This is a genomic window from Dolichospermum circinale AWQC131C, from assembly GCF_000426905.1.
In the GTDB taxonomy this organism is placed as follows: domain Bacteria; phylum Cyanobacteriota; class Cyanobacteriia; order Cyanobacteriales; family Nostocaceae; genus Dolichospermum; species Dolichospermum circinale.
Genome location: NZ_KE384651.1, coordinates 112,580 through 135,194, shown reverse-complemented (window position 1 = coordinate 135,194; position 22,615 = coordinate 112,580). Strand labels below are relative to the sequence as shown.

The following is a 22,615-nucleotide window of genomic DNA, read 5'->3' as shown; positions in this document are numbered from 1 at the left end:
AAACCGACATAAGTAACGAAAAGTAAAGTTTCCCTGTTCCCTGTTCCCTGTTCCCTGTTCCCTCGTCATAACGATAATTTTTAACGCCAACCTACTTAACAGTTAAACTCAACTTTGGACAACACCTGCTATGTGTTTAGTTGATTATGGCATAGCGGAGCGGTGGTTAGTCGGGATTTTTAGTGATGAAATTCTTGGGAAAGCCTGAAAATATCCATAAATTAACCGCAGATGACCGTTGATAAGCGTCCATGATTGGATAAAGAGAAGAAAGATAATCACAGCAAATCCTTTAAAAATAATTGAACTAAGTATTGATTTAAAAATTGAGGATTGGGAAACAACTATTAATCAATTAATTGCGATTATATCCGAAGTAAGAGAACTTCCTATTTTTGATGAGAATTTATTAGTGCAAGTGATTGAGAAGTTAGTTCGTCCTAACCCAGTTAATCCTCCTGCTTTTATAGATAAATTAGTAGAAGCCTTTATACCCCATTTAATAAAATCTGAAAGCATTATTAGATTATTGATGGGTAAAGCTGATAGCTATTATTCTTGTTTCAACCATGGGATATCAATTTATTTTTGCAAAATTGGCTGGCAGTTAGACCCTAATAGTCTATATTTTACTATGAAAATAATTGCTAACCTACAATTACTAGGACAATCACTAGGAGGAAGTTATCTTCAAGAGTCTATTGATTGGGCAAACAAATATTTAGTAACTTCCCCAGAACTAATTAGACAAATACATGGGAATCACTGCTTACTTGTAGCATTTTTAGAGTCTCTCGAAAGTGCAGAAAAAGCTCTACAAACATACCAAAAATATAAACAACTTTTATGTGATCTTGTCAGCAGTGAAACAGAAAGCAAAGGTTTATTTATAAATACAACTTTAGCATTTGGTCACTTTTTCTTATACATGGAAGATAATCCCCATGAAAATAGATTAATTCGTAATAGATTAGCTGCTCTATGTCAAGAAACGATCTGCAAAGAGTTTCCTGAAGAGATCAATATTTATCAACAGCGTTGTAATTCACCTCGTCCTGCTTTGAGTGAGCGTCCTTTAAGGATAGGCTATATATCAGAATGTTTTCGTTCCCATTCTGTCGGTTATTTAGCTTGGTGGTTATTAAAATATCATAATCGCCAAGAATTTGATATTCATTTATATTCTTTAAGCCAGAATATTTATGATCCACAACAAGAAGCTTATAAAAAGGAATTTGGTGATCATTTTCATCAATTATGGCCGCCGCCAGTGACAGTTGCAAATAAAATAAATGAAGATGAAATAGATATTTTAGTTGATTTAGATAGTTTAACTTCCTATAGTAATTGTGCTATTTTAGCTTTGAAACCCGCACCCATTCAAGTTAGTTGGTTAGGATATGATGCAACTGGTTTCCCGACAGTTGATTATTTTATTGCTGATAACTATGTTTTACCTGCATCAGCACAGGATGATTATACAGAAAAGATTTGGCGACTGCCACAAAATTATATTGGTATTGATGGCTTTAATGTGGGGACACCAACTATCAGTAGAGAATCTTTAGATATTCCTAATAATGGAATTATTTATTTTAGTTCTCAAACTGGATTAAAACGTAATCCCGATAATATTAGGTTGCAAATGCAAATTATCAAACAAGTTCCTAATAGTTATTTTCTGCTGAAGAGTTTTCGCAGCAATCATGAAGATCTGCAAAATTTTATTGCTCCCCTTGCTGAAGCAGAAGGACTTGATTTAGAATGTTTTAGGTTTTTACCTGCTGCACCTACAGAGATGGAACACCGGGCGAATCTAGCCATTGCAGATATTGTTTTAGATACCTATCCCTATAATGGTGCAACTACTACTTTGGAAACATTATGGATGGGTGTACCCATAGTGACAAGAGTGGGGGAACAATTTGCAGCCCGGAACAGCTATACAATGATGATGAATGCTGGAATTACTGAAGGTATTGCTTGGAGTGATGAAGAATATGTAGAGTGGGGTGTGAGGTTGGGTAAAGACGAGAAATTAAGACAAGAAATTGTCTGGAAACTGCGAAAATCACGACAAACATCACCCCTATGGAATGGGAAGAAATTTGCGCGGGAAATGGAGAATGCTTATTTACAGATGTGGCAAAGGTATATTGATAGTTAAGGCTAATTAATACTTGTAATTTGGGTTGATACAAGAAAATCGGATCTTGCTGATAGCCTGCGTGGCGTAGCCATATTGGCGTAAGATTTTTGCAGGTAGAGCCGAGAATACTCATGGAACGTCTCTACAAAGGTCTTGAACCTATGCAAAATTATTTTCATCCCTAAAATCAGCAATGCCGGAAATCAAAGCGCCGGAAATTATGTTAATCTTTAATCAAAAGGCTGATTTTACAGCACTTACCGGTGTTATCAGGTACATATCTAGCGGGCAAGATGCCCGCACCACAAGAGTTTCATGATTCAACTTTGTACCTCATCAAAGCGGAAAACGCTATAAATGACCCATCCTAACAAAAAAAGGATTGTGATTATGTTAAATAAAATACCAAATCAACTACAAAGACTGTATGAAATTGACGATTATCTCTGGTTGGAAGAAACTATTAAGCTTCTAAAAGCAAAAAATTTAGAAAACTTAGACTTAGAAAATTTAATTGAGGAGTTAGAAAGTTTGGGAAGAAATGATTTAAACAAAGTTAGAAGTCTATTAAGACAAATTATAATTCATATTTTACTATTAGAATATTGGCACGACGAATATGATCGAAACCATCGGCATTGGCGGGGAGAAATAATCGCTTTTAGAGATGATTTAAACAATAGCTTAACTACTACATTAAAAAATAAGTTAGTTCAAGAATTAGATCATATTTACAATGTTGCTTTGAAAGTTGTTGTTCAAAAAACAGGATTAGCATCAAATCTATTCCCTGATAATTGTCCCTATTCTTTAGAACAATTATTAGAGGATAATTGGTATCTTCAAAAGTAACTGGATTTGATACAGCGGTTCTTGGTTGGGTGAAATACAAGGACTTCAGCTATCAAAAAGAATCAAAAGTTGCACTATTGCTTAACCCAACCTACATTTCTAAGACGCTTAAAATTGACTTATCAAACTATCTAGTTGATAACTTTTTAAGTCACTAACTGGTATTTGTGCTAAATTTATTTTAGCTTCATTACTCAAGATAACTCTACCATAAATGCGGGGTAACAAAGATTGCCATTGCATATTTCCTAATTTATCAATCAAGGAAATCTCTATAGTATCGCTAATGTCTAAATCTGCCATTAACAGATTCATAGCCACACTAGATAAAAATATTTCTGCATCTTCTATAGTTAGATTAACTATGTGAATAATCAGGGTAATTTTTTGATTTTCAGGGTGATTTGCTAATGTTTGAATTACCTGTTGTAATTCTAAACCAAGTTCATCTTCTGCTTGTGTCCAATCAGGAAAGATAATTAAATTAATATCTCTTAATTTTAACTCATTGATAAAATCGCTGTTTTGGTAATTATCTGAAGAAAATTCTAAATTCAAATCTTGAGATAATTTATTTAAGACAGAGATAACATGAGGTTTTCCATGGAATCCGAAAGTGTTTTCCCAAGAAAAGTTTTCCAGTTCTTCTATGGGTTGTTCAAAACTAAATTTAATAGCAACTTCTAAAGGTGCAAATTTAATACTTTTCGCTGTAAACCAGTCATAAAAATAATGGCAGATAATCAAATCTTCTGATAATGAAGATGTTTGTATATTATCAAAATCCAATTCTGAACATAATTCTAGTAGCTTTTTACTTCTTAAAGAAAAACCACCATTACCTACTCTATTTTTATTTAAGTCAAGTATATCTACTGTCTGACCTTGGGAGTTAACTAAATGAGATTGTTTGCGCCAAGGTGCGCCAATATAATCATAATTTAAAAACTCCTCTGACCACAACTGAGGATTGATAATAAAACCATCTCCTTGTGTAACTAAGCAAAATTCAGTTTCTATAAATGAATTAAGCTCTTTGATTATAAATCTGCTATATTCAACTAAACTCTTGATCGGATGAATTTTAATAATTTCTAATTGAGGGAAAAGTTCCAAATAACTTTGATCAATTTCCTCAGATGTAAAGAACAATACTCTATTAAAGTTTGCGTTTAAATTGGAAATTACTAAACTTAGTAAAGTAAGTTCTATATCTACCGAAGATATGGTAACTAGAGTTGTATTGTGTAGATTGATTTTATTGGTATTTTCATCCAGTAAATGAATAGCATTATTCAATAATTCTGTGATATTAATAGTCTGTTGTGTTTGAGCTAAAGATCCACTATAAAAAGTTCTTTCTGTAAAGTCATCTGCTAAAACATCTCTAATGATAAAAGGAGGATGTTTTAAGGGGAATTGCATTTCTGTAACTGGTATATTAGCTAAAATACTATTTGTATCTGTTGCGTGAGTTCCTTCTTGTCCAAATCCAATATTAGAAACTAAATTAATATTTGGTAAAACGGTTAACCCTTGATTTAGATAACAAGCAAATAACCAAGGATAATCCCAAGTATTGTATCCTTCATACACAATTTGGAACATTGCTGACCAATATCTAAATGCTTGTTCATCTTGGAGAATATCAAATAGCCAATTTTCATCCCTAACTTGAGGCCAAAGAGCCATAGTATCATCATAATATTGCCATGCTCTTTTCCAAGTAGCCCATCCCCAACAATGGCTATAACGGGAAAAATAATAACTATAATTTCGTCTTTTTTGTCCAAACTGAAGATTTTGTCCAGAAACTAACATGATTCTGGTATTATGACGATACTCTTCTAATAATTCCTCACAAAAGCGAAAGAAACTAGGATCAGGGAGACAGTCATCTTCTAAAATAATTGCTTCTTCAACTTGAGAAAATACCCAATCTAGTCCGGTATAAATTCTCTTTCTACAACCTAAATTAATATCAGAGTAATTAGTTAATAATTCACACTTCCAGTCAACTTGATTAATAATTGCTCTAGCAGCAATACACTTTTCTTGTTCTCCAATTTTATTCGCTCTTGCACCATCAGCAATAACTAATAATTTCGGAGGTTTAGCTTCACGAATCTTTTGAAAAACTCGCTCTGTCACATCAGGACGGTTAAAGATGATAAAACAAACCGGGGTTTTTAATTGCCATTCATTCATAAAATTTTACCTTTTAAATTGCAATTACGGGACTGGTAATTTGAAAACATGATCTTCCTAAACAAGAGCGTTTTTCGCTAGGTAATCCTCCTCTTGACAAAAGATTAACATCTTTAAAGAAGATGGAAGTGCAGTTTTTATAAAGGTAACTAGGAATCATTCCATAAAAATCAATCCTGATAAATCCAGATGCTTGTAATTTTTCCACACCTGGTGCGTGTCTGTGATCATCTGTGTTATCAAAAATAATAAATCCTTGGTCTTTTACTTTAGATATAGCAAATTCAGCACATTGATTTCTATTGCTACCGTCAACAATAATTACATCAAATAAATGATCTTCATATTGAAGAATAGCAGAAGCATATTCTAAATCATCTTCAATTAAATATAATTCTACATTTGAAGGCATATTTTCTTTAATATAGTTAAACCAATTAGCATCATTCTCAATGGAAATTACTTGTGTTACTCTCTTAGACCACCAAAGAGACGAATTACCACTACCATATTCAAAAACACGAAAATCACTGTATATTTTATTTTCAATAAATTCTATAGCAGGATAGGTGTACCAAGGTATAGGTTTAGCCTCTTGATTGAGAGGTTTTCCTGAATATAAAGAATTCAACCATCCAGAAGTCTGTAAATAATTAATACCTGGCGGTAAATTTCTGGAAATTTCTTCCCAATCAGTAGCTAATATTAGGCTATGAGCTAGGGGTATTAACCCAGTTTCAGTAAATTGAGGATTTTCAATGATTGCTTGTTTAAATAATTCGATCGCTTCAGGAAATTTCTGTTCAGCAAATTTTTGATAACCTTTGGATAAACTACTTTCTTTTTTTTGTGGCAGCGTATTATATTGTAACTGATCTAATAGGTTTAATTTTTCTATATCTAGTGAATCTTTGATTATCTCTTCTAGAGTCCAACCAGGTAATTGTTCTAATCCTATTTGATTAATAAATTTTTTGTCTTCACATTCCAAAATAATTCTAGAGTGTAAAATTGGCAATAAACCTTTATATTCTTCTGGTGAATTTATTTTTAACAAATTAAATTGTGGTAATTTATCATCATCAGTTTCCATATTTCCTTGATAACAAAGATTAAGTAAAACATCTGCTAATAAGAAGTTTGCATCTTCTAAACTGGTATTTTGGATATCAATAAGTAAGGCAATATCACTATTTTTAGGGTGATCAATAATGGCTTGACATATATTTAGTAACTGTGCAAATATTACTTCTATAGATTGACTCCAATCTGGGAAAATGATAAAATTAATATTTTTAAAATTTAGTTGATAGTTGTTTTCTGCTGATTTTATAGCTTTTAATACAGCATGAACATGAATCACTTGATTTCCCGAATTTTTCTGATCAATGCTAACAATACTGAATTGTCCCTTAAAACCATAATGACTTTGACAACCTGCTAAATAAGGAGGAAATTCTTGGCAATAATACATAAAGGAATTAATATTCCAAAAACTGACATGGGTAGGATCTTGAAATGCTCCTCTGCCATCAGTTGATGGTACGCTAATGTCAACTATTCCATCTGGCTTTAATATTCTCCAGATTTCATTCATTGTGTGGATTCTATCAGGCAGATGCTCAATAATATCATGTGCTTTAAGAAAATCAACACTATTATCTGGAAATGGAAAATTACCATTCAAATTAGCAATAACATCTACACCATCAGCAGCCACTAAATCTACACCTATAAAGCCTTCAGCTTTATGAGTTCCACATCCTAAATCTACATTTACCAACAAGTTAGCATTATTCATAATGTCAATACTTTTTTATTAATTTGCTTTTTCTCTGATTGTTTCCTTTACATTCGGTAACATAGTCTTAAATCCTACTTATTTAATTTTACCAGTTTCTCCATAACGGCGATCGCTTGCTTAACCTCCTTAATTACCTCTATATCTAGAGATTACCCACAATTTCCAAAAATCTATCACTTTCTGGATATGCTAATGTTAATTTTCACAAATCTTTACAATTAATCTGGAAAGTGCCTAATTATCAATTTCTACACCTAATTCCCGCAATTTTGCTGCCAACTTATCAGCCCTTTGTTTTTCTTGTTCAGCCCTTTGTTTCTCTTGTTCAGCCCTTTGTTTCTCTTGTTCAGCCCTTTGTTTCTCTTGTTCAGCTAATTCTTGTCCTGTTAATAATAAATTACCTGCTAAATCCCACCACCGTAACCAAGGTAAATCTATATTTTTATATGTTCCCTGCCAAATACCTAACTCAGCACCCATTTTAGCAATTACATAATGACCTCTTTCATTAGGCGACATTAAATAATATTGTCCCTCAACTAAATGATATAATTCTAAAGATGATTTTTTTTCTTCATAAATGCCGTAAAAAGGCACTCTAATTGCTTTTTCATAAACCCAAAATTTTCCCTGATAGGGAGTTTCGTCTCTTTCTTCTTTACCATTTCCTGATACAAATTCCAGGACAATTAAAGGTGCTACCAATTCCTGCCATAATACGTAAGAACGGCGCATTTGACCATTTAAAGTTGGTGGTACATCAGGAACATAAAACCAATCTGGTGCTTCTGCTCCCTTCTCTGGTGGGTTTGTGATTCGCCAATAAATACCACTATCTTGTCCTATGCAAAATTGTTTATCTGGATGAATTGCTTGTAATTTTAACCAAATAGATTCAGTTAATAAAATGCTTTGGGGATGCTCTTGAAAATTTTTCACGAAATTTCCGTCTTCACAGGGTAATTGGGTATGGTCTGGTAATTGTGTGGAAAGTTCAAGTTTGAGGGTATCCATAATTTGGCCTATTTCTTGGAAATATGAATGAGAAGAAAACAGGAATTTTAGGTAGTTATTGTCCTGAATAAATTTTTGATATTCCTGTATAAATCCTATGCTTTAATAAAATCAACACTATGATCGGGAAATGGAAAAGAACCATTCAAATTAGCAATAATATCAACTTGATCACCTGCAATAATATCAACCCCTAGAAAACCTTCTGCTTTATGAGTTCCACATCCTAAATCAACACACTCCATAAATTTTATCAATCAACAGATTTATTCTGACAGACCCCACCATACCATGAATATACCCATAATTCCCTAGACATCATAATATATCACCTGTATCGCTTTCTTATCTAAAATGACGTTAATTGTCATAATACTTTACAATATGACATTACCCACAACAGGCTGTATTATATTGCACAAACTGTATTAATAAACACAACTACGTCATAATCTATAAATTTTATCAGTCATCTGATGAGATGATCAGATATCCAATTCCCTGGAATATCAAATTATTATCTACAATTAATCCCTTTGCTATCTCTGGAAATTGTTGCTGAAGATGGTTTTTTAATAACTTACTATCACCACCAGTTATGATAATTTGACTATCAGGAAATAACCCCCACCAAGCCTCAATAAAATCTTTTATCCCACTTAATAAAGTGTAAATTACTCCACTTTGAATAGCCTGGGATGTATTCATCGCAAATCGTGGTGGTAAATTGGTCATTAAACTAGTTTCTAATAATGGTAATTGTCCCGTTTTTTGTCCTAAACTGCTCAATTGTAACCCCAAACCGGGTAAAATTGCTCCCCCAAGTAAGCATCTATTATCGTCTACACCCGTAAAAGTTAATGCTGTACCGCCATCAATTACTAATGTGGGAAATCCCCAAGTTATTCCTGCACCCCATAACGCTAAAGCGCGATCAATTCCTAATGTCGGGTACATTCTCTGTAATGGTACATCTGCTAGGGTAATCAGACGCAAATAGGGGTAAATTTGCCAAAGTGCGGTTTGCTGGGGAACAACAGAGGCAAAAATCACAGGTACAGGATAATCTGGGGAAATAGGAAAAATATCCCCAGGTAAAGAAATCACTCTCAGCCAATTATCTAATGTTGGAAATTGGGCTAATTGTTGGATAATAAATGCAGATGGATGAAATGTATTCCCAGTTAGGTATAGGGTTTTATCTATGAATAATCCCCAATGAACACGGGAATTACCAATTATTAATGCTAAGGAAAGATGCTGTTGATTTTTTGCAGGAGGATGATTTGCCAATGTTTTAATTTTCTTAACTGAACTATAGGTTTTTTAATAATAATTAATAATAAACCTGTGCCACAATAGGAGAAAGGCATAAATACTCAATTTATTAAGGAGGGGCGTTATGGTATTGCTCACAGAAAAGTTAAAAAAGCGTTTGACTATAAATACCATAGATATCAGTGAAAATACTACAGCGATTCGCTCTTTAGACTGGGACAGAGATCGCTTTGATATTGAGTTTGGTTTGCAAAATGGCACAACATACAACTCTTTTCTAATTCGTGGTGAGAAAATAGCCCTAGTTGATACCTCCCATGAAAAATTTCGCCAACTTTATTTTGATACCCTCACTGGTTTAATTAATCCCCAAGATATTGACTATTTGATTGTCAGTCACACTGAACCAGATCACAGTGGACTAGTAAAAGATTTATTACAACTCGCTCCTAATATAACCGTTGTTGCGTCAAAAGTGGCAATTCAGTTTTTAGAAGATTTGGTACACCAACCATTTAAGCGTAAAATTGTTAAAAATAGCGATCGCTTGGATTTAGGTAATGGCCATGAATTAGAATTTGTCATTGCTCCGAATTTACACTGGCCCGATACCATTTTCACCTTCGACCACAAAACCCAAATTCTCTACACCTGCGACGCTTTCGGTTTACATTACTGCTCAGAAAGTACCTTTGATGACGACTTAGCAGCCATAGAAGCCGACTTTAAATATTATTATGATTGTTTGATGGGACCAAATGCCCGTTCTGTCTTGTCCGCAATGAAGCGTATGGCAGAATTAAAAACAATTCGCATAATTGCCACCGGTCACGGACCCCTACTATACCACAATGTGGAAGAATTGACAAGCCGTTATCGCCACTGGAGTCAAGGACAAACCAAAGCGGAAACCCCCGTAGGGATATTTTACGTCTCCGAGTACGGTTTTGGCACGCAAATAGCCCAATCTATAGCCAATGGGATTACAAAAACCGGTGTCGCTGTGGAAATAGTAGACTTAGCCAGTATTCACGAATTACAAGAACTGCGGGAACTGGTAGGGCGTTGTAGCGGTTTAGTCGTGGGAATGCCTCCAGTATCAGGTAATTCTAACATTCAAGCTGCACTCAGCACCGTTTTAGGTTCAGCCAAAGAAAAACAAGCCATTGGCATTTTTGAAACTGGTGGGGGAGATGATGAACCTACCTATCCCATATTAAATAAATTCCGGGCTTTAGGCTTAAATATCGCTTTCCCCGTCATTGAAATTCGGGAAACACCCACAGCCAACACCTATAAAAAGTGTGAAGAAGCGGGTACAGACTTAGGACAATGGGTAACAAGAGATAAAAGCATCAAAACCATGAAATCCCTTGGTGCTGACTTAGACAAAGCCTTGGGCAGAATTAGCGGCGGTTTATATATTATCACAGCCAAAAAAGACGACGTATCCAGCGCCATGTTAGCTTCCTGGGTCAGTCAAGCCAGTTTCAAACCCTTGGGCTTTTCCATTGCAGTCGCTAAAGATCGGGCGATAGAATCACTGATGCAAGTAGGCGATCGCTTCGTTCTGAATATACTCGAAGAAGGCAACTATCAACCCTTAATGAAACATTTCTTAAAAAGATTTGCTCCCGGTGCAGATCGTTTTCAAGGAGTGAAAACCCAACCTGCGGAAAATGGCGCACCTATACTTACAGATGCCCTAGCCTACGTAGAATGTGAAGTAGTCAGCCGCATGGATTGTGGTGATCATTGGGCAGTATACAGCACAGCTTACGCCGGTAGAGTATCAAATCCCGATGCCATGACAGCAGTACACCACCGGAAAGTCGGGAATCACTATTAAAAGCAATTGACAACTAACCACTGACAAATGACTACTAAACCCCGTGATGTACAAATATTGCCCATTGGTACAGATACCATAATATTGCGATCGCGCAGTTGGGCTAGATTAAGATTTGAAATTGAATATGCTTTAGCTAAGGGAACAACGGCTAATTCTTATCTCATCCAAGGCGATAAAAATGCCCTTATTGACCCCCCTGGCGAAACTTTTACCGAAATTTATCTCCAAGCTTTACAACAGCGGTTTAATGTCAAAAATCTCGATTATGTGATCCTTGGTCACGTTAACCCCAACCGGGCTGCGACGTTAAAAGCTTTACTGGAAATTGCCCCGCAAATTACCTTTGTTTGTTCTAACCCAGGGGCGATAAATTTACGCGCTGCTTTGGAAAATCAGGATTTATCAATTCTGGTTATGCGCGGGGAAGATACCCTCGATTTAGGTAAAGGACACCATTTACAATTTATTCCCACTCCTAACCCCCGTTACGCTGACGAACTTTGTACCTGGGACCGGCAAACAGAAATCTTATTTTCTGATAAACTATTTGGGGCGCATATTTGCTCAGACCAGGTTTTTGATGAAGGTTGGGAGGTGTTTAATGAGGATAGACGCTATTATTTTGACTGTTTAATGGCACCTCACGCTAAACAAGTCGAAACAGCTTTAGAGAAATTAGCAGATTTGTCCGTGCGAATGTACGCTACGGGTCATGGTCCAATTGTGCGCTATGGTTTAATTGATATTACCAAGGGTTACAGAGAATGGACTAAACAGCAAACCTCCGCTGATATGACCGTGGCTTTAATTTATGCCTCAGCCTATGGTAATACTGCAACTTTAGCACAAGCGATCGCTCACGGCATCACTAAAGCCGGTGTCAATGTCGAATCTATCAACTGCGAATTTACCGAACCCGAAGAAATCAAAGCCGCTGTGGAAAAATCCGCCGGTTTTATCATAGGTTCACCCACCTTAGGAGGACACGCACCTACACCGGTGCAAACAGCTTTAGGAATAGTCCTCTCTACTGCGACTAATAATAAATTAGCGGGGGTATTTGGTTCTTTTGGCTGGAGTGGGGAAGCGGTTGATTTAATTGAAGGTAAACTTAAAGACGCAGGATACAGATTTGGTTTTGACACCATTCGCGTCAAATTCAAACCCAATGAAGTCACCTTACAAACCTGCGAAGAAGCGGGAACTGATTTTGCTCAAGCATTGAAAAAAGCGGCGAAAAGATTAGTTGTAGCTAAACAACCTGCTACAAATGTAGAACAAGCTGTGGGGCGCATAGTTGGTTCTTTGTGTGTAGTTACAGCAACCGAAGGAGACATCAAAACGGGAATGTTAGCTTCTTGGGTGACACAAGCTAGTTTTAATCCGCCTGGTTTAACTATTGCGGTTGCTAAAGACCGGGCTATGGAAAACATGACGCACACCAATAACAAATTTGTAGTTAATATTTTAGCGGAGGGGAAGGAAATCCGTAAGCAGTTTATGAAGGTTTATGCTCCCGGACAAGATAGATTTGCGGGTTTAGACATTCAAGAGGCCAATAATGGAGGTATTATTATTAATGGAGCTTTGGCTTATCTAGAATGTTCTGTGCAAAATCGCATGGAAGCTGGTGACCATTGGTTAGTTTATGCGACTGTTGATGATGGTAAAGTCTTAAATCAAGATGGTGTCACAGCGATACATCATCGCAAATCAGCGAGTTATTATTAACACCTTACGTCTTAGCCCCTCTAGGATTAGATAGAGGGGTAATTTTTTTACGCTATAATGTAAAACGTCTGCCCATATTTTTGATCACTTTAAATAATGCTTGATTTTCAACCATTAGAACCTCAAATACCAAACCATCAAACACAAAATATTGAAATTGAACATATTAACACCCAAATATACCAGCACTTTGCTGATAAATTCTGCATAGAAGATGTTCTCAACCGTAAGATTGTTAGTTTTCAGGCTAATAAACTTAAACCTATTTACCGATGGTACAAATATAAAGAAGCTTTTTCTGCTTCATTGGTAGAATATTTACTAGATAAATATATAATCGAATCTGGCGAAATATTAGACCCTTTTGCTGGTAGTGGAACAACTTTATTTGCAGCTAGTAATATAGGATTAAATGCTGATGGAATTGAATTACTCCCTATTGGAAAAGAAATTATAAATACTAGGCTCATCTTAGAACAAGAATTTACAGCAGATGATTTCACAAAAATTTTATATTGGTCTAAAAATTGTCCTTGGGAGAAATCAAAGACTCAACAAAATATTCAAGAAATAAAAATTACGACAGGTGCATATCCTCAAGAGACATTAAACGAAATTCAAAAATATATCGGTGCTTACCAAAATGAAAATTACAGAGTCAAGCAAGTATTACAATTTGCACTATTATGTGTTTTGGAAGCAATTAGTTACACTCGCAAAGATGGGCAATATTTACGTTGGGATTATCGTTCTAGTCGTCAACAAGGTAATATACCTTTTAACAAAGGAGAAATTCTCAGCTTTAAACAGGCAATTAGTATTAAAATTACGGAAATTTTAGCAGATATTCAAACTGGTAGTCAACAAGGTGAACTTTTTCCCAGTAAAACTAAACAAGGTGGGATTCGTTTGTTTACAGGTTCTAGCTTAGATATAATGCCACAATTGCCAAATTCTTATTATGATGTAATTCTTACTTCTCCTCCTTATTGCAACCGTTATGATTACACTAGAACCTATGCTTTAGAACTCGCTTTGTTAGGATTAGGACAAGAGGAAATAGTCAATTTTAGACAACAAATGTTAAGTTGTACAGTTGAGAATAGACCGAAAGATCTATTAGCAATTAATTCTCAATGGTCAAATGCTATTTTGGCTACAGATAAACAGAAATTACTCCAAGTTATTTTGCAATATTTGGAAGAACAAAAATCCAAAAAACAATTAAATAATAATAGTATTCCGAGAATGGTAAAAGGTTATTTTTATGAAATGGCTTGCATAATTTATGAATGTTATCGAGTCATGAAATCACAAGGTCTGATGTTTATGATTAATGATAATGTGCGTTATGCTGGTGTGAGTATTTCAGTGGATATGATTTTATCGAATATAGCTGAGTATCTGGGATTTGAAGTAGAAAATATTTTAGTTTTACCCAATACTAAAGGCAATAGTAGCCAGCAAATGGGGCTACATGGACGTGATGCACTGAGAAAATGCGTTTATGTTTGGAGAAAAGTTTAATTTCATCAAATTAAGGTAATTAAAATTGGCATATAAAAATCATTTAAATACAGGTCTTGATTTAGTAACAGCTTATGAAAAAACTAGAGCTGGTTTTGTTGCTTTAGCTATTGAAAGAAACCGTCGGGCTACACCATTGATTGATCAAGCAAGAGTATTAAAAACTATTGCTTCTCAAGTTAATAGTCCTGCTGATTTAATTAATCTGGTAGAAATACAACCTGCTTTATTAGCTGCATCTGGAATTTCTGATAAAGCGAGAGGTTATTTACAGCCACAGGATAAAATACAAGCTATCCAAGGATTAATTAAGGAGTTTTTAGAACCAGCAGGTTCAGATTTTATAGAAGAATTAGTTTATAGATTTTTGTTAACAAGAGGAGATACGCTAGGTGGTTCAATGAGAAATGTGGGTGGAGTGTTAGCACAGCGTAAATTCACTCGCGCAATTTTGGCTAATCTTGCACTTGCTAATATTTCTTATTATTGGTTACATTCTACAACTAAAACATGGATTCCGATGACAGAAGAAGATGCAGGAATAGATTTATATGTGAAGGGTTTAAGTTGGTCTATTGGCAACAAAAATAGAACAATAATTTATAATATTACAGTTCCTTTAGTGAAAAGTAATATTGATGTTTGTCTTTTCAACTGTGGTTATCAACAAATTTCTCCAACAATTTATAAAATTCCCAATCTTTATATTACACTGGGAGAATTAAAAGGAGGAATTGATCCTGCTGGTGCTGATGAACACTGGAAAACAGCGAGAACTGCTTTATCTCGAATATGGAAGGCATTTTCTCAAGTTGATTTGTCACCACATACATTTTTCATTGGTGCAGCTATTGAAAAACGTATGGCTGAAGAAATATGGAATAATTTAGAATCTGGTAAATTGAGCAATGCTGCTAATATGACAAATGATACTCAGGTTGACTCGATCTGTCACTGGTTAATCAGTTTATAGGATTTTCCAGAATACAAGCCATTTTATCCGATCTTGTCCTGCTACTTGAGGCAGAGCCTCATCAACTGCATTCCTAGTCAGAGACTAGGAACGAGAGCAAGGTTTAATCAAAATTACCAGCTTTAAAAATTTGTTCAGCAGTCAACTTTAATTCTGGGAAAGTTGATGATATAATCAATTCACTACCTGTAAATTGACTAACTTGGTATTCTCCCTCTATCAGTTGATGAATGGAAATAGTTGGTTGTTTAGGACTACCAATAAACCTTTTACTTCCCAGTGCTAAATAATCCACAATCCAATATTCAGGAATACCTAATTTTTCATAATCTCCCAGTTTTTTATAATAATCATCTTGCCAATTTGTACTCACAACTTCAATAACTAAAGGAATAGAATCAGGGTCAGAAATTACTGCTGATTTTCTCCAGTTTGGGTCATTGGCTAGAATGTTTCTATTGATTACTAACACATCTGGTAAATAACTAGATTCGCTTCCTGGTGGTTTAACAAAAGTAGTTTTTGGGATTCCATAAGGTAGATTCAAGCGTAAATACTCAGCCGTGATTCTCTCAGCTAAAAAGCAAATAATATCTTCATGAAAACCTACCGGTGGATTCATTTCAACTATTACTCCATCATGTAATTCATAGCGTCCCTTATCAGGTAGCCATTCTATAAATTCTGCAAAAGTTACTATTTTTGGTAAGGCTTGAAGCATAATTTAACTATTACAAATTGTGATCATCACTTCTCATCATTTAAATCATACAATTTCCGCAATTGATCTATACTCGTTCCCAGACTCCGGCTGGGAATGCTTACCAGGAGGCTCTGCCTCTAATTCCATATACAAGCTATTTTACCTGATCTTGTCCTGCTCATTGAGGCAGAGCCTCATCAACTACATTCCTAGTCAGAGACTAGGAACGAGAGAATAAATTGTTCAATTTCCCGTATTGCTTTCTGGAGAAGACCTATTACCAGGATTTGAATTGCCAGTTGAGAAAATTAATAGCAAAAAACTACCCACCCCGCTAACGGAATAGGTAATTTTTTTAGCATTTAATAACTAAAAGTCTTAGCTAAATTCTGCTTAGTAACGGTTACGTGAACCGCCACTACCGTAGCCGCCACGACCACCAGCAGAAGGACCTCTGTCTTCTTTGGGTTTCGCCTTGTTCACTTTTAAGTCACGTCCCATCCATTCTGCACCATCAAGAGCTTCAATAGCAGCAGTTTCTTGAGCTTCAGTACCCATTTCTACAAAACCAAAGCCGCGCAAGCGACCTGTCTCACGGTCTGTAGGAAGTTGAACACGTTTCACTTCACCGTACTCTGCGAAAACTTGACTGAGAGCATCTTGTGTAACTTCATAAGAGAGGTTACCCACGTAAATTGACATAGAATATTTCCAAAATCATAAGATTGTAGAGATTTAGATTTCGGAGAGAAGTCTGTATATACCAAAAGGGAAAGCCTGTCAATACTAACAACAAACATTACTGCCGAATTAATTTCCACTTTCTCATCATTACACAAAAAATCTTAATTGTGCAAAGAAGTTTAAAAAATGTTGTAAAAAGTAATATTTACTATTTATGAGCAGCGATTAATTAACTTTCCTCCCCCGCAACTCAAGCTTAAACCTAAGCTTATCGCGGCTTTTCCACATATTGACCAATCTGAAATGTTCACCAGCACTGAGAAAAATGTTTTCTATGGTGCAATATTTAGTACCAGTTATTTTAATTGATTCCTTAAATACTGAATTATTGCCTTGAGTTCGCCAACAAACAGTTTAACACAGAGTTTTAGGATTGGTTGACACTTCCGCGTCTTTCGTCACCTAAATGATAAAAATTTATTGAAACTATTATCAGTAGGTTGGCGTTAAAAATTGTGGTTATAGCACTAAGCAAGAGGCCAGGTTAAAGAGGTTTTCAGCGATTTTACGTTATTTTGTAATTATTCATGATCAAAAAGGTCTAATTGTGTTTGTTTTACTTCCCTTTGTTTTTCGGCAGATTTCAACACTTCTAAACTTAAACGAATATCTAGGCGTTTTTGTGCTTCGATGATTTCCTGTATGGTGACAATCATAATTCTATCTACAGGTTGACTCATATAACGACTTTTGTAAATTCCTGCTTCTTTTGCAGTTTTGATCATCTCCTTAGTTGGTGGTTTAAGAGTAATAAAAATCCCTAATTCTGCTTTTTCTAAAGTAATTGTTCCTTGTAAATCTCGAATATCACCAGATTTGACGTTACCAGATTTCACCTGTAAAATAATCTTTTCTGGTTCGTCTTTGTCTCCTGTAAAATAAGCTATACCATCAATACCTTTATCTGCTCCTTTTTTTTGATTAATGGTAGCACGATTATTAGAATAGGTTAAAACTGACCATTTTTCAAATTCTTTGCGGGTGCGATCATCTTTTTTTAATGCTAAGGCTTCCGCAGATTTCATATCTTTAGGAATACCACTAATATTGATAGTTTCTAGCACTGCTTTACCAAAGGTATCTTCTAATCTTTTGAGAATTAAGCTAATACTTTGATAAGTAATATCAATCCCTATCCATTGACGATTTAGTTTTTGTGAAACTGCTACTGTTGTTCCACAACCACAGTAAGCATCTAATATTATATCACCTTCGTTACTACTAGCTTGGATAATTCTTTCTAATAATGCTTCTGGTTTTTGTGTAGGATATCCTAATCTTTCAGACTTAATAGTTATTCCCGGAAAATTAGTCCAAATATCATCAGGACTAATACCTGGCATTTCATCAATATATTGTTTCAAATAAGGCTTACCAGTTTTTGAGTAATAAATTCTCCCCTCAGCCTCAAATTTTTCCATATTTTCATAGGAAAATGCCCAATATCTGCCAGCAGGAGGTAAATTTCCTTTCCAAGAATAAGAGGTATTTCCTCCTGGTTTTGCTGCTGATAAATCAGAAGTTTTAAATCTTCGACCATCAGAATCAATCTTATTATAAGCAGAATCTAGATAAGAATCTGAATAATCCTGATAAATTGTATTAAATATTGATTTTTTAGCAGTTTTAATATAAAAAAGAATCACATCATGAACTCTACCAAATTGTCTCGCTCCTTGTTTACCATCATTATGTGTTGTAGTTCTTTTCCAAATAATTTCATTTAAAAAATCCCCACCTTGAGAACAAAAAATAGCATCTATAATGATCTTTAAATAATGAGAAGCGGTGGGATCACAATGTAAATAAAAACTACCTGTTGGTTTCAAAACTCTGTGAATTTCTGCAATTCTTAAAGTCATACTTATTAAATAAGCTAAAAGACTACCCTTACCTAAAACCTTTGTTAAACCAGAAATTAAATCTATGCTTTGGGAAGTGAAATGACCTAAATAGTTTTCTTGAATTTCTGCTAAACCTTGATTAGCCTGATCATCCCATGTCCAAGTGTCAATAAAAGCCTGTGCTTGTGCTTTATCTTCTTTACCGACATTATTATATATTTGATTATAATTACGTTTAGAATTAAATGGCGGATCAATATAACAAAGGTCAATAGTTTCATCTTTGATATGTTTTCTTAATACTTCCAAATTATCGCCATAAAATAGTTGATTAACCATGATTAATGCTCCCAGAAAATAATTTATTAAATGCTGCATTGTTGCCATGGTAATGAATATACCACAAAATAAGCAACTTAGTAAACTTACTGTGCATTTAATTTGGTTCTTCAGTACCTAATATGCTAAATTCTGAGAATAGGAAATCTAAATAAGATCAAGAAGAGTATACTGGTTGGAGTTGGGTAAAATCAGTTTGGTGATCTCCATTTTGGCTATACTTTAATTAACAACTGTCTATTTTGAGATAGGACAAATGGGTCAGCATCAGCTAAAATAATCGAAGGACCGACAAAAGAGTTACAATTTATAGTTTTGAGATAGTTGGTTTTGAGATCAGTGGGTGGACGTGAGATCACTAAAATATGTGAAGAAAAGTAAAATCTCTTAAAACTTCTTCATTTTTCCCTGGCTATAGCGATAATTTTTAACAACAAACTACTTAGTTAGTCTTGAGATAGTTGTAAGTTGGCACTGTCTGATGATAGAATCACCACAGCAACAAGTAACAGGGAGTAGACAACTAACAAGTGACAACTGACAAATTTCTGTTAAAAATAGTGATATACATAAACTGGATTAGAGATCAGGACTAAGTATATAATGACCTCAGAGCAAGTAATTAGACGTTCGGATATATTAAACACTCAGGTAATTACCCGCGACAACGGTAAGCGGTTAGGTATCGTGAGTCAAGTCTGGGTTGATGTAGATCAAAGAGAGGTGGTGGCGCTTAGTTTGCGAGACAGCCTTATCTCTATTTCTAGTCTCCCCCGCAATATGTATCTCAACAGCATTAACCAAATTGGTGATGTCATCTTAGTTGATAATGAGGATGTCATCGAAGATGTGGAAATAGAGATTCTCAGTAACCTCATGAACTGGGAAGTGATTACAGAAACAGGTGAAGTTTTAGGCAAGGTACGGGGCTTTAAATTTAATGGCGAAACAGGTAAAATATACACTATAGTCATTGCTGCTTTAGGATTACCCCAAATTCCTGACCAGTTTTTGAGTACCTACGAACTTTCCATAGATGAAGTTGTCAGCACTGGTCCAAGTCGTTTAATTGTGTTTGAAGGTGCTGAAGAAAGAGTCAACCAGTTAACTGTAGGCGTTTTAGAACGGCTAGGTATTGGTAAAGCCCCCTGGGAAAGGGACGCAGAAGAAGAATTTGGTTATACTCCCCCTCGCACAGTTGCACCGAGTAATCAATTACCCAGCGGTGTTCCTCTGGAAGCACCCCGTCCCAAGGTGCGTATTCCTGAACCTGTAGCCCAAGAAGAGGAATGGACAGAAGACTACGTAGAGGAAGAAAGGCCTCAGCGTCAAGTTATGAAAGCCCGTTCCTATGAGTCAATTCGGTATGAAGAGGAAGAGGAAGATAACTGGAGTGACGCGACGGCCTCTGACCGTTATCAAGAAGCACCCAGATATGAGGCCAAACCTGCTAAAAAGACCTACGCTGACGAATATGATGACTATGATGATGATTTAGATGGTGATGCTTGGGATGATGCACCAAAGCCCGTAAATATCCCGAAAAAGGTCAAGGAACGACAGGTGGAATACGAAGAAGAAGGCGGATATTAAGTTTTGTAAACCCCCTGATACTGGTAGTAGAGGGGGTTATTTTTTGTATCTGTTTGTTTCCGTAAAGGTGCATTTTTCTTTGTTGGATTTGGAAAATTGAGGATATCCAAACAGTTAAAACTGTTTCCTGTTCCCTCCCCTCACAGACAACTTTTATGGCTACGCCACGCAGGCTATCAGCAAGCCCTACTTATAGTTACTTATAGTTAAAAATTTAAAATATCTAAAGATGCTTCTATTTCTAATTCTATAATTCTAGCCTGTGTATCTTGATATTCTGCTAATTTTCCGTCTTGCCAATATAAATCTGCTGCTTTATAAAAATCCCCAACTGCTCCCTGTTTATCTCCTATCTCTAATCGGGCATTTCCTCGGTTATAATAAGCATTAATATAATGATAATTCATTTTAATTACTTGAGTATAATCGCTAATTGCTGCTGCATATTTTCCTAAATCAAAGTAAGCATTGCCTCGATAATAATAAGCATCAATATCATCACCATTAAGAATTGCTTGGGTATAATCGTCAATTGCTCCTTGATAATCTCCTAATTTAGCCCGATTATGTCCCCGGTTTTTATAACTAATACCATGATCAGAATCAAGAGGAATCACTTGCTTTAATTGATTTTTATCATCTAATAAATAACGAGCAATTTGTCTATCTTTTTGTGTGGTAGCATAATCAGGATTCAGCTTAATTGCTTGATTATAATCTTCAATTGCTCCTTGAGTATCACCAATATGAGAACGAACATCACCGCGATTTTTATAATTAATTGCAATATGGGGATTAATTCTAATTGCTTGGCTGTAATCTTCTATAGCTACTTGATAATTACCTATTTGATAATGTGCTAAACCTCTTTTGCTATAAGCTTGCTCATGATTAATATTAATATTTATTGCCTGACTATAATTAGTAATTCCTGTGTGATAATCTCCTAATTGACAATTAACTAAACCGAGTTTGTAATAAATTTCAGCATGATTATAATTAATTTTTAAAGCTTGATGATAACTATTAATTGCGGCTGCATAATCTCCATTTTGTAAATATTCATCACCGAGACTTAAATAAAAATTTGTTAAATCAACAGGTGCAGATGGAGATTTAATTAACTGAGTTTGAGATAAATTAGATTTATGAGAATTTGCGGAAACTTGAAATTGTTCTAAATAGGAAAATAAACCACCGCCATATAATAATTGATTAATCCCAAAGGAAATTTTTCCAGTTTTCAATTTAATCATTTGCGTGGGGAGAAATCCAGCTAATAAAAGGTGATATGCTGTTTGGGCTTCATTAACTTCTTCTTGAATCAAAATACAGACAATTACTGCATTTTTTTCCACTTCCTCCGCACTCACTGACCATCTAACTCTATCAATACTACCGTGACGAGATTTGACTTCAACCCCAATTAAAGAGTTAGTGGTGAGGGTAAAATCGCTTTTCCCATCACCACCAAAGCGTTTTTCATAATCTATTTCAGTAATAAAATCGGCTAATCTTTCTTTAACAACTTCTTCTCCTAATTTACCTTTAAGGTTATTAATAAAAACATCACGGACTGGGGAAGTGCGTTTATATTTTTCCGTCATTAACCAACAAAATTCCCGTAATGTCTTTAATCTATCACCGGAAATAATAGTTAATTCACTATGCTGACCTTCAACTTCGCAATGAAGTAGACAACCAGATTTTAACCTGTTGAGAAAGTCAGACTGTAGCGATCGCAATAGGGTAATCCAGTCCATTTTTCATTAACTTATATCATATCTGTGGGGGCTGATAATTGTTCGGATTTTCGTCCCTCTTACCCCCTGACAAATAATTATTGGGGATTTTTTCTTTCTTCCTTGATTTGGCGTAATTTTTCGATTAGTTTTTTATGAGACTCAGTCCGACCAACAAAGGAATTATCGTTCTGTGTCGCTGAAGGTACAGGATTAATAGTATTTACGGTTGCAGTCTCCAGGGTATTCTTAGTATCCGGGG

16 protein-coding genes are annotated in these 22,615 nt (G+C 35.2%); 7 read left to right on the top strand and 9 right to left on the bottom strand.

The window, feature by feature from the left end; genetic code table 11:
* Positions 1-238: 238 nt before the first annotated feature.
* Together ACIR131C_RS23615 and ACIR131C_RS0119875 are read left to right on the top strand one after the other, a co-directional pair.
* Positions 239-2,167, top strand: a complete 1,929-nt coding sequence (locus tag ACIR131C_RS23615) for an O-linked N-acetylglucosamine transferase, SPINDLY family protein (protein WP_231395509.1) — start codon at positions 239-241, stop codon at positions 2,165-2,167.
* Between the two features lie 372 nt (positions 2,168-2,539).
* Positions 2,540-3,001, top strand: a complete 462-nt coding sequence (locus tag ACIR131C_RS0119875) for a DUF29 domain-containing protein (RefSeq protein ID WP_028091576.1) — start codon at positions 2,540-2,542, stop codon at positions 2,999-3,001.
* A gap of 108 nt (positions 3,002-3,109) precedes the next feature.
* On the opposite strand, the gene ACIR131C_RS26980 is transcribed toward ACIR131C_RS0119875, so the two are convergent.
* The 5 genes from ACIR131C_RS26980 to ACIR131C_RS0119845 all read right to left on the bottom strand — a co-directional run bounded on the left by ACIR131C_RS26980 (position 3,110) and on the right by ACIR131C_RS0119845 (position 9,320).
* The gene (locus tag ACIR131C_RS26980; RefSeq protein ID WP_071604979.1) at positions 3,110-5,209 is read right to left on the bottom strand and encodes a DUF5672 family protein; all 2,100 of its coding nucleotides are present in this window, start codon (positions 5,207-5,209) and stop codon (positions 3,110-3,112) included.
* Positions 5,210-5,222: 13 nt separating this feature from the next.
* Positions 5,223-7,010: a methyltransferase domain-containing protein gene (locus ACIR131C_RS26315; protein ID WP_071604978.1), complete on the bottom strand. Its 1,788-nt coding sequence runs from the start codon at positions 7,008-7,010 to the stop codon at positions 5,223-5,225.
* 237 nt (positions 7,011-7,247) lie between these two features.
* Positions 7,248-8,027 (bottom strand): Uma2 family endonuclease, encoded by a 780-nt coding sequence (locus ACIR131C_RS0119855; RefSeq protein ID WP_028091575.1) that lies wholly within the window; start codon positions 8,025-8,027, stop codon positions 7,248-7,250.
* Between the two features lie 95 nt (positions 8,028-8,122).
* A complete protein-coding gene (locus ACIR131C_RS25795) occupies positions 8,123-8,272 on the bottom strand; it encodes a class I SAM-dependent methyltransferase (protein ID WP_155963204.1) in 150 nt (49 codons plus the stop codon).
* 220 nt (positions 8,273-8,492) lie between these two features.
* A complete protein-coding gene (locus ACIR131C_RS0119845) occupies positions 8,493-9,320 on the bottom strand; it encodes a pantothenate kinase (protein ID WP_035372587.1) in 828 nt (275 codons plus the stop codon).
* A gap of 109 nt (positions 9,321-9,429) precedes the next feature.
* On the opposite strand from ACIR131C_RS0119845, the gene ACIR131C_RS0119840 reads away from it, so the two are divergent.
* The 4 genes from ACIR131C_RS0119840 to ACIR131C_RS0119825 all read left to right on the top strand — a co-directional run bounded on the left by ACIR131C_RS0119840 (position 9,430) and on the right by ACIR131C_RS0119825 (position 15,388).
* Positions 9,430-11,154 (top strand): diflavin flavoprotein, encoded by a 1,725-nt coding sequence (locus ACIR131C_RS0119840; RefSeq protein WP_028091573.1) that lies wholly within the window; start codon positions 9,430-9,432, stop codon positions 11,152-11,154.
* Between the two features lie 27 nt (positions 11,155-11,181).
* Entirely contained in the window at positions 11,182-12,888 is a 1,707-nt protein-coding gene (locus ACIR131C_RS0119835) for a diflavin flavoprotein (protein ID WP_028091572.1), read from the top strand.
* A gap of 96 nt (positions 12,889-12,984) precedes the next feature.
* On the top strand, positions 12,985-14,415 hold the full coding sequence (locus ACIR131C_RS0119830; RefSeq protein ID WP_035372585.1) for a DNA methyltransferase: 1,431 nt from the start codon (positions 12,985-12,987) through the stop codon (positions 14,413-14,415).
* Between the two features lie 25 nt (positions 14,416-14,440).
* A complete protein-coding gene (locus ACIR131C_RS0119825) occupies positions 14,441-15,388 on the top strand; it encodes an AvaI/BsoBI family type II restriction endonuclease (RefSeq protein ID WP_028091570.1) in 948 nt (315 codons plus the stop codon).
* A 103-nt stretch (positions 15,389-15,491) separates the two neighbouring features.
* On the opposite strand, the gene ACIR131C_RS0119820 is transcribed toward ACIR131C_RS0119825, so the two are convergent.
* From ACIR131C_RS0119820 to ACIR131C_RS0119810, 3 genes are all read right to left on the bottom strand, one after another.
* The gene (locus ACIR131C_RS0119820; protein WP_028091569.1) at positions 15,492-16,109 is read right to left on the bottom strand and encodes a Uma2 family endonuclease; all 618 of its coding nucleotides are present in this window, start codon (positions 16,107-16,109) and stop codon (positions 15,492-15,494) included.
* 375 nt (positions 16,110-16,484) lie between these two features.
* Positions 16,485-16,793, bottom strand: a complete 309-nt coding sequence (locus tag ACIR131C_RS0119815; RefSeq protein ID WP_028091568.1) for an RNA recognition motif domain-containing protein — start codon at positions 16,791-16,793, stop codon at positions 16,485-16,487.
* Positions 16,794-17,356: 563 nt separating this feature from the next.
* Complete coding sequence (locus ACIR131C_RS0119810) at positions 17,357-19,018, bottom strand: site-specific DNA-methyltransferase (protein ID WP_028091567.1); 1,662 nt, start codon at positions 19,016-19,018, stop codon at positions 17,357-17,359.
* A 603-nt stretch (positions 19,019-19,621) separates the two neighbouring features.
* Between ACIR131C_RS0119810 and ACIR131C_RS0119805 the strand changes: the two genes are divergently transcribed.
* Complete coding sequence (locus tag ACIR131C_RS0119805) at positions 19,622-20,611, top strand: PRC-barrel domain-containing protein (RefSeq protein ID WP_028091566.1); 990 nt, start codon at positions 19,622-19,624, stop codon at positions 20,609-20,611.
* A gap of 206 nt (positions 20,612-20,817) precedes the next feature.
* Here ACIR131C_RS0119805 and ACIR131C_RS0119800 read toward each other — a convergent pair whose 3' ends face one another.
* Entirely contained in the window at positions 20,818-22,374 is a 1,557-nt protein-coding gene (locus tag ACIR131C_RS0119800) for a tetratricopeptide repeat protein (RefSeq protein ID WP_028091565.1), read from the bottom strand.
* Between the last annotated feature and the right edge of the window lie 241 nt (positions 22,375-22,615).

Coding starts and splice junctions, on each gene's coding strand:
- ACIR131C_RS25795 (WP_155963204.1), bottom strand. CDS start 8,272: ATGGAGTGTGTTGATTTAGGATGTGGAACTCATAAAGCAGAAGGTTTT.
- ACIR131C_RS0119855 (WP_028091575.1), bottom strand. CDS start 8,027: ATGGATACCCTCAAACTTGAACTTTCCACACAATTACCAGACCATACC.
- ACIR131C_RS0119815 (WP_028091568.1), bottom strand. CDS start 16,793: ATGTCAATTTACGTGGGTAACCTCTCTTATGAAGTTACACAAGATGCT.
- ACIR131C_RS26315 (WP_071604978.1), bottom strand. CDS start 7,010: ATGAATAATGCTAACTTGTTGGTAAATGTAGATTTAGGATGTGGAACT.
- ACIR131C_RS0119820 (WP_028091569.1), bottom strand. CDS start 16,109: ATGCTTCAAGCCTTACCAAAAATAGTAACTTTTGCAGAATTTATAGAA.
- ACIR131C_RS0119800 (WP_028091565.1), bottom strand. CDS start 22,374: ATGGACTGGATTACCCTATTGCGATCGCTACAGTCTGACTTTCTCAAC.
- ACIR131C_RS0119810 (WP_028091567.1), bottom strand. CDS start 19,018: ATGGTTAATCAACTATTTTATGGCGATAATTTGGAAGTATTAAGAAAA.
- ACIR131C_RS0119840 (WP_028091573.1), top strand. CDS start 9,430: ATGGTATTGCTCACAGAAAAGTTAAAAAAGCGTTTGACTATAAATACC.
- ACIR131C_RS26980 (WP_071604979.1), bottom strand. CDS start 5,209: ATGAATGAATGGCAATTAAAAACCCCGGTTTGTTTTATCATCTTTAAC.
- ACIR131C_RS0119835 (WP_028091572.1), top strand. CDS start 11,182: ATGACTACTAAACCCCGTGATGTACAAATATTGCCCATTGGTACAGAT.
- ACIR131C_RS0119875 (WP_028091576.1), top strand. CDS start 2,540: ATGTTAAATAAAATACCAAATCAACTACAAAGACTGTATGAAATTGAC.
- ACIR131C_RS0119830 (WP_035372585.1), top strand. CDS start 12,985: ATGCTTGATTTTCAACCATTAGAACCTCAAATACCAAACCATCAAACA.
- ACIR131C_RS0119805 (WP_028091566.1), top strand. CDS start 19,622: ATGACCTCAGAGCAAGTAATTAGACGTTCGGATATATTAAACACTCAG.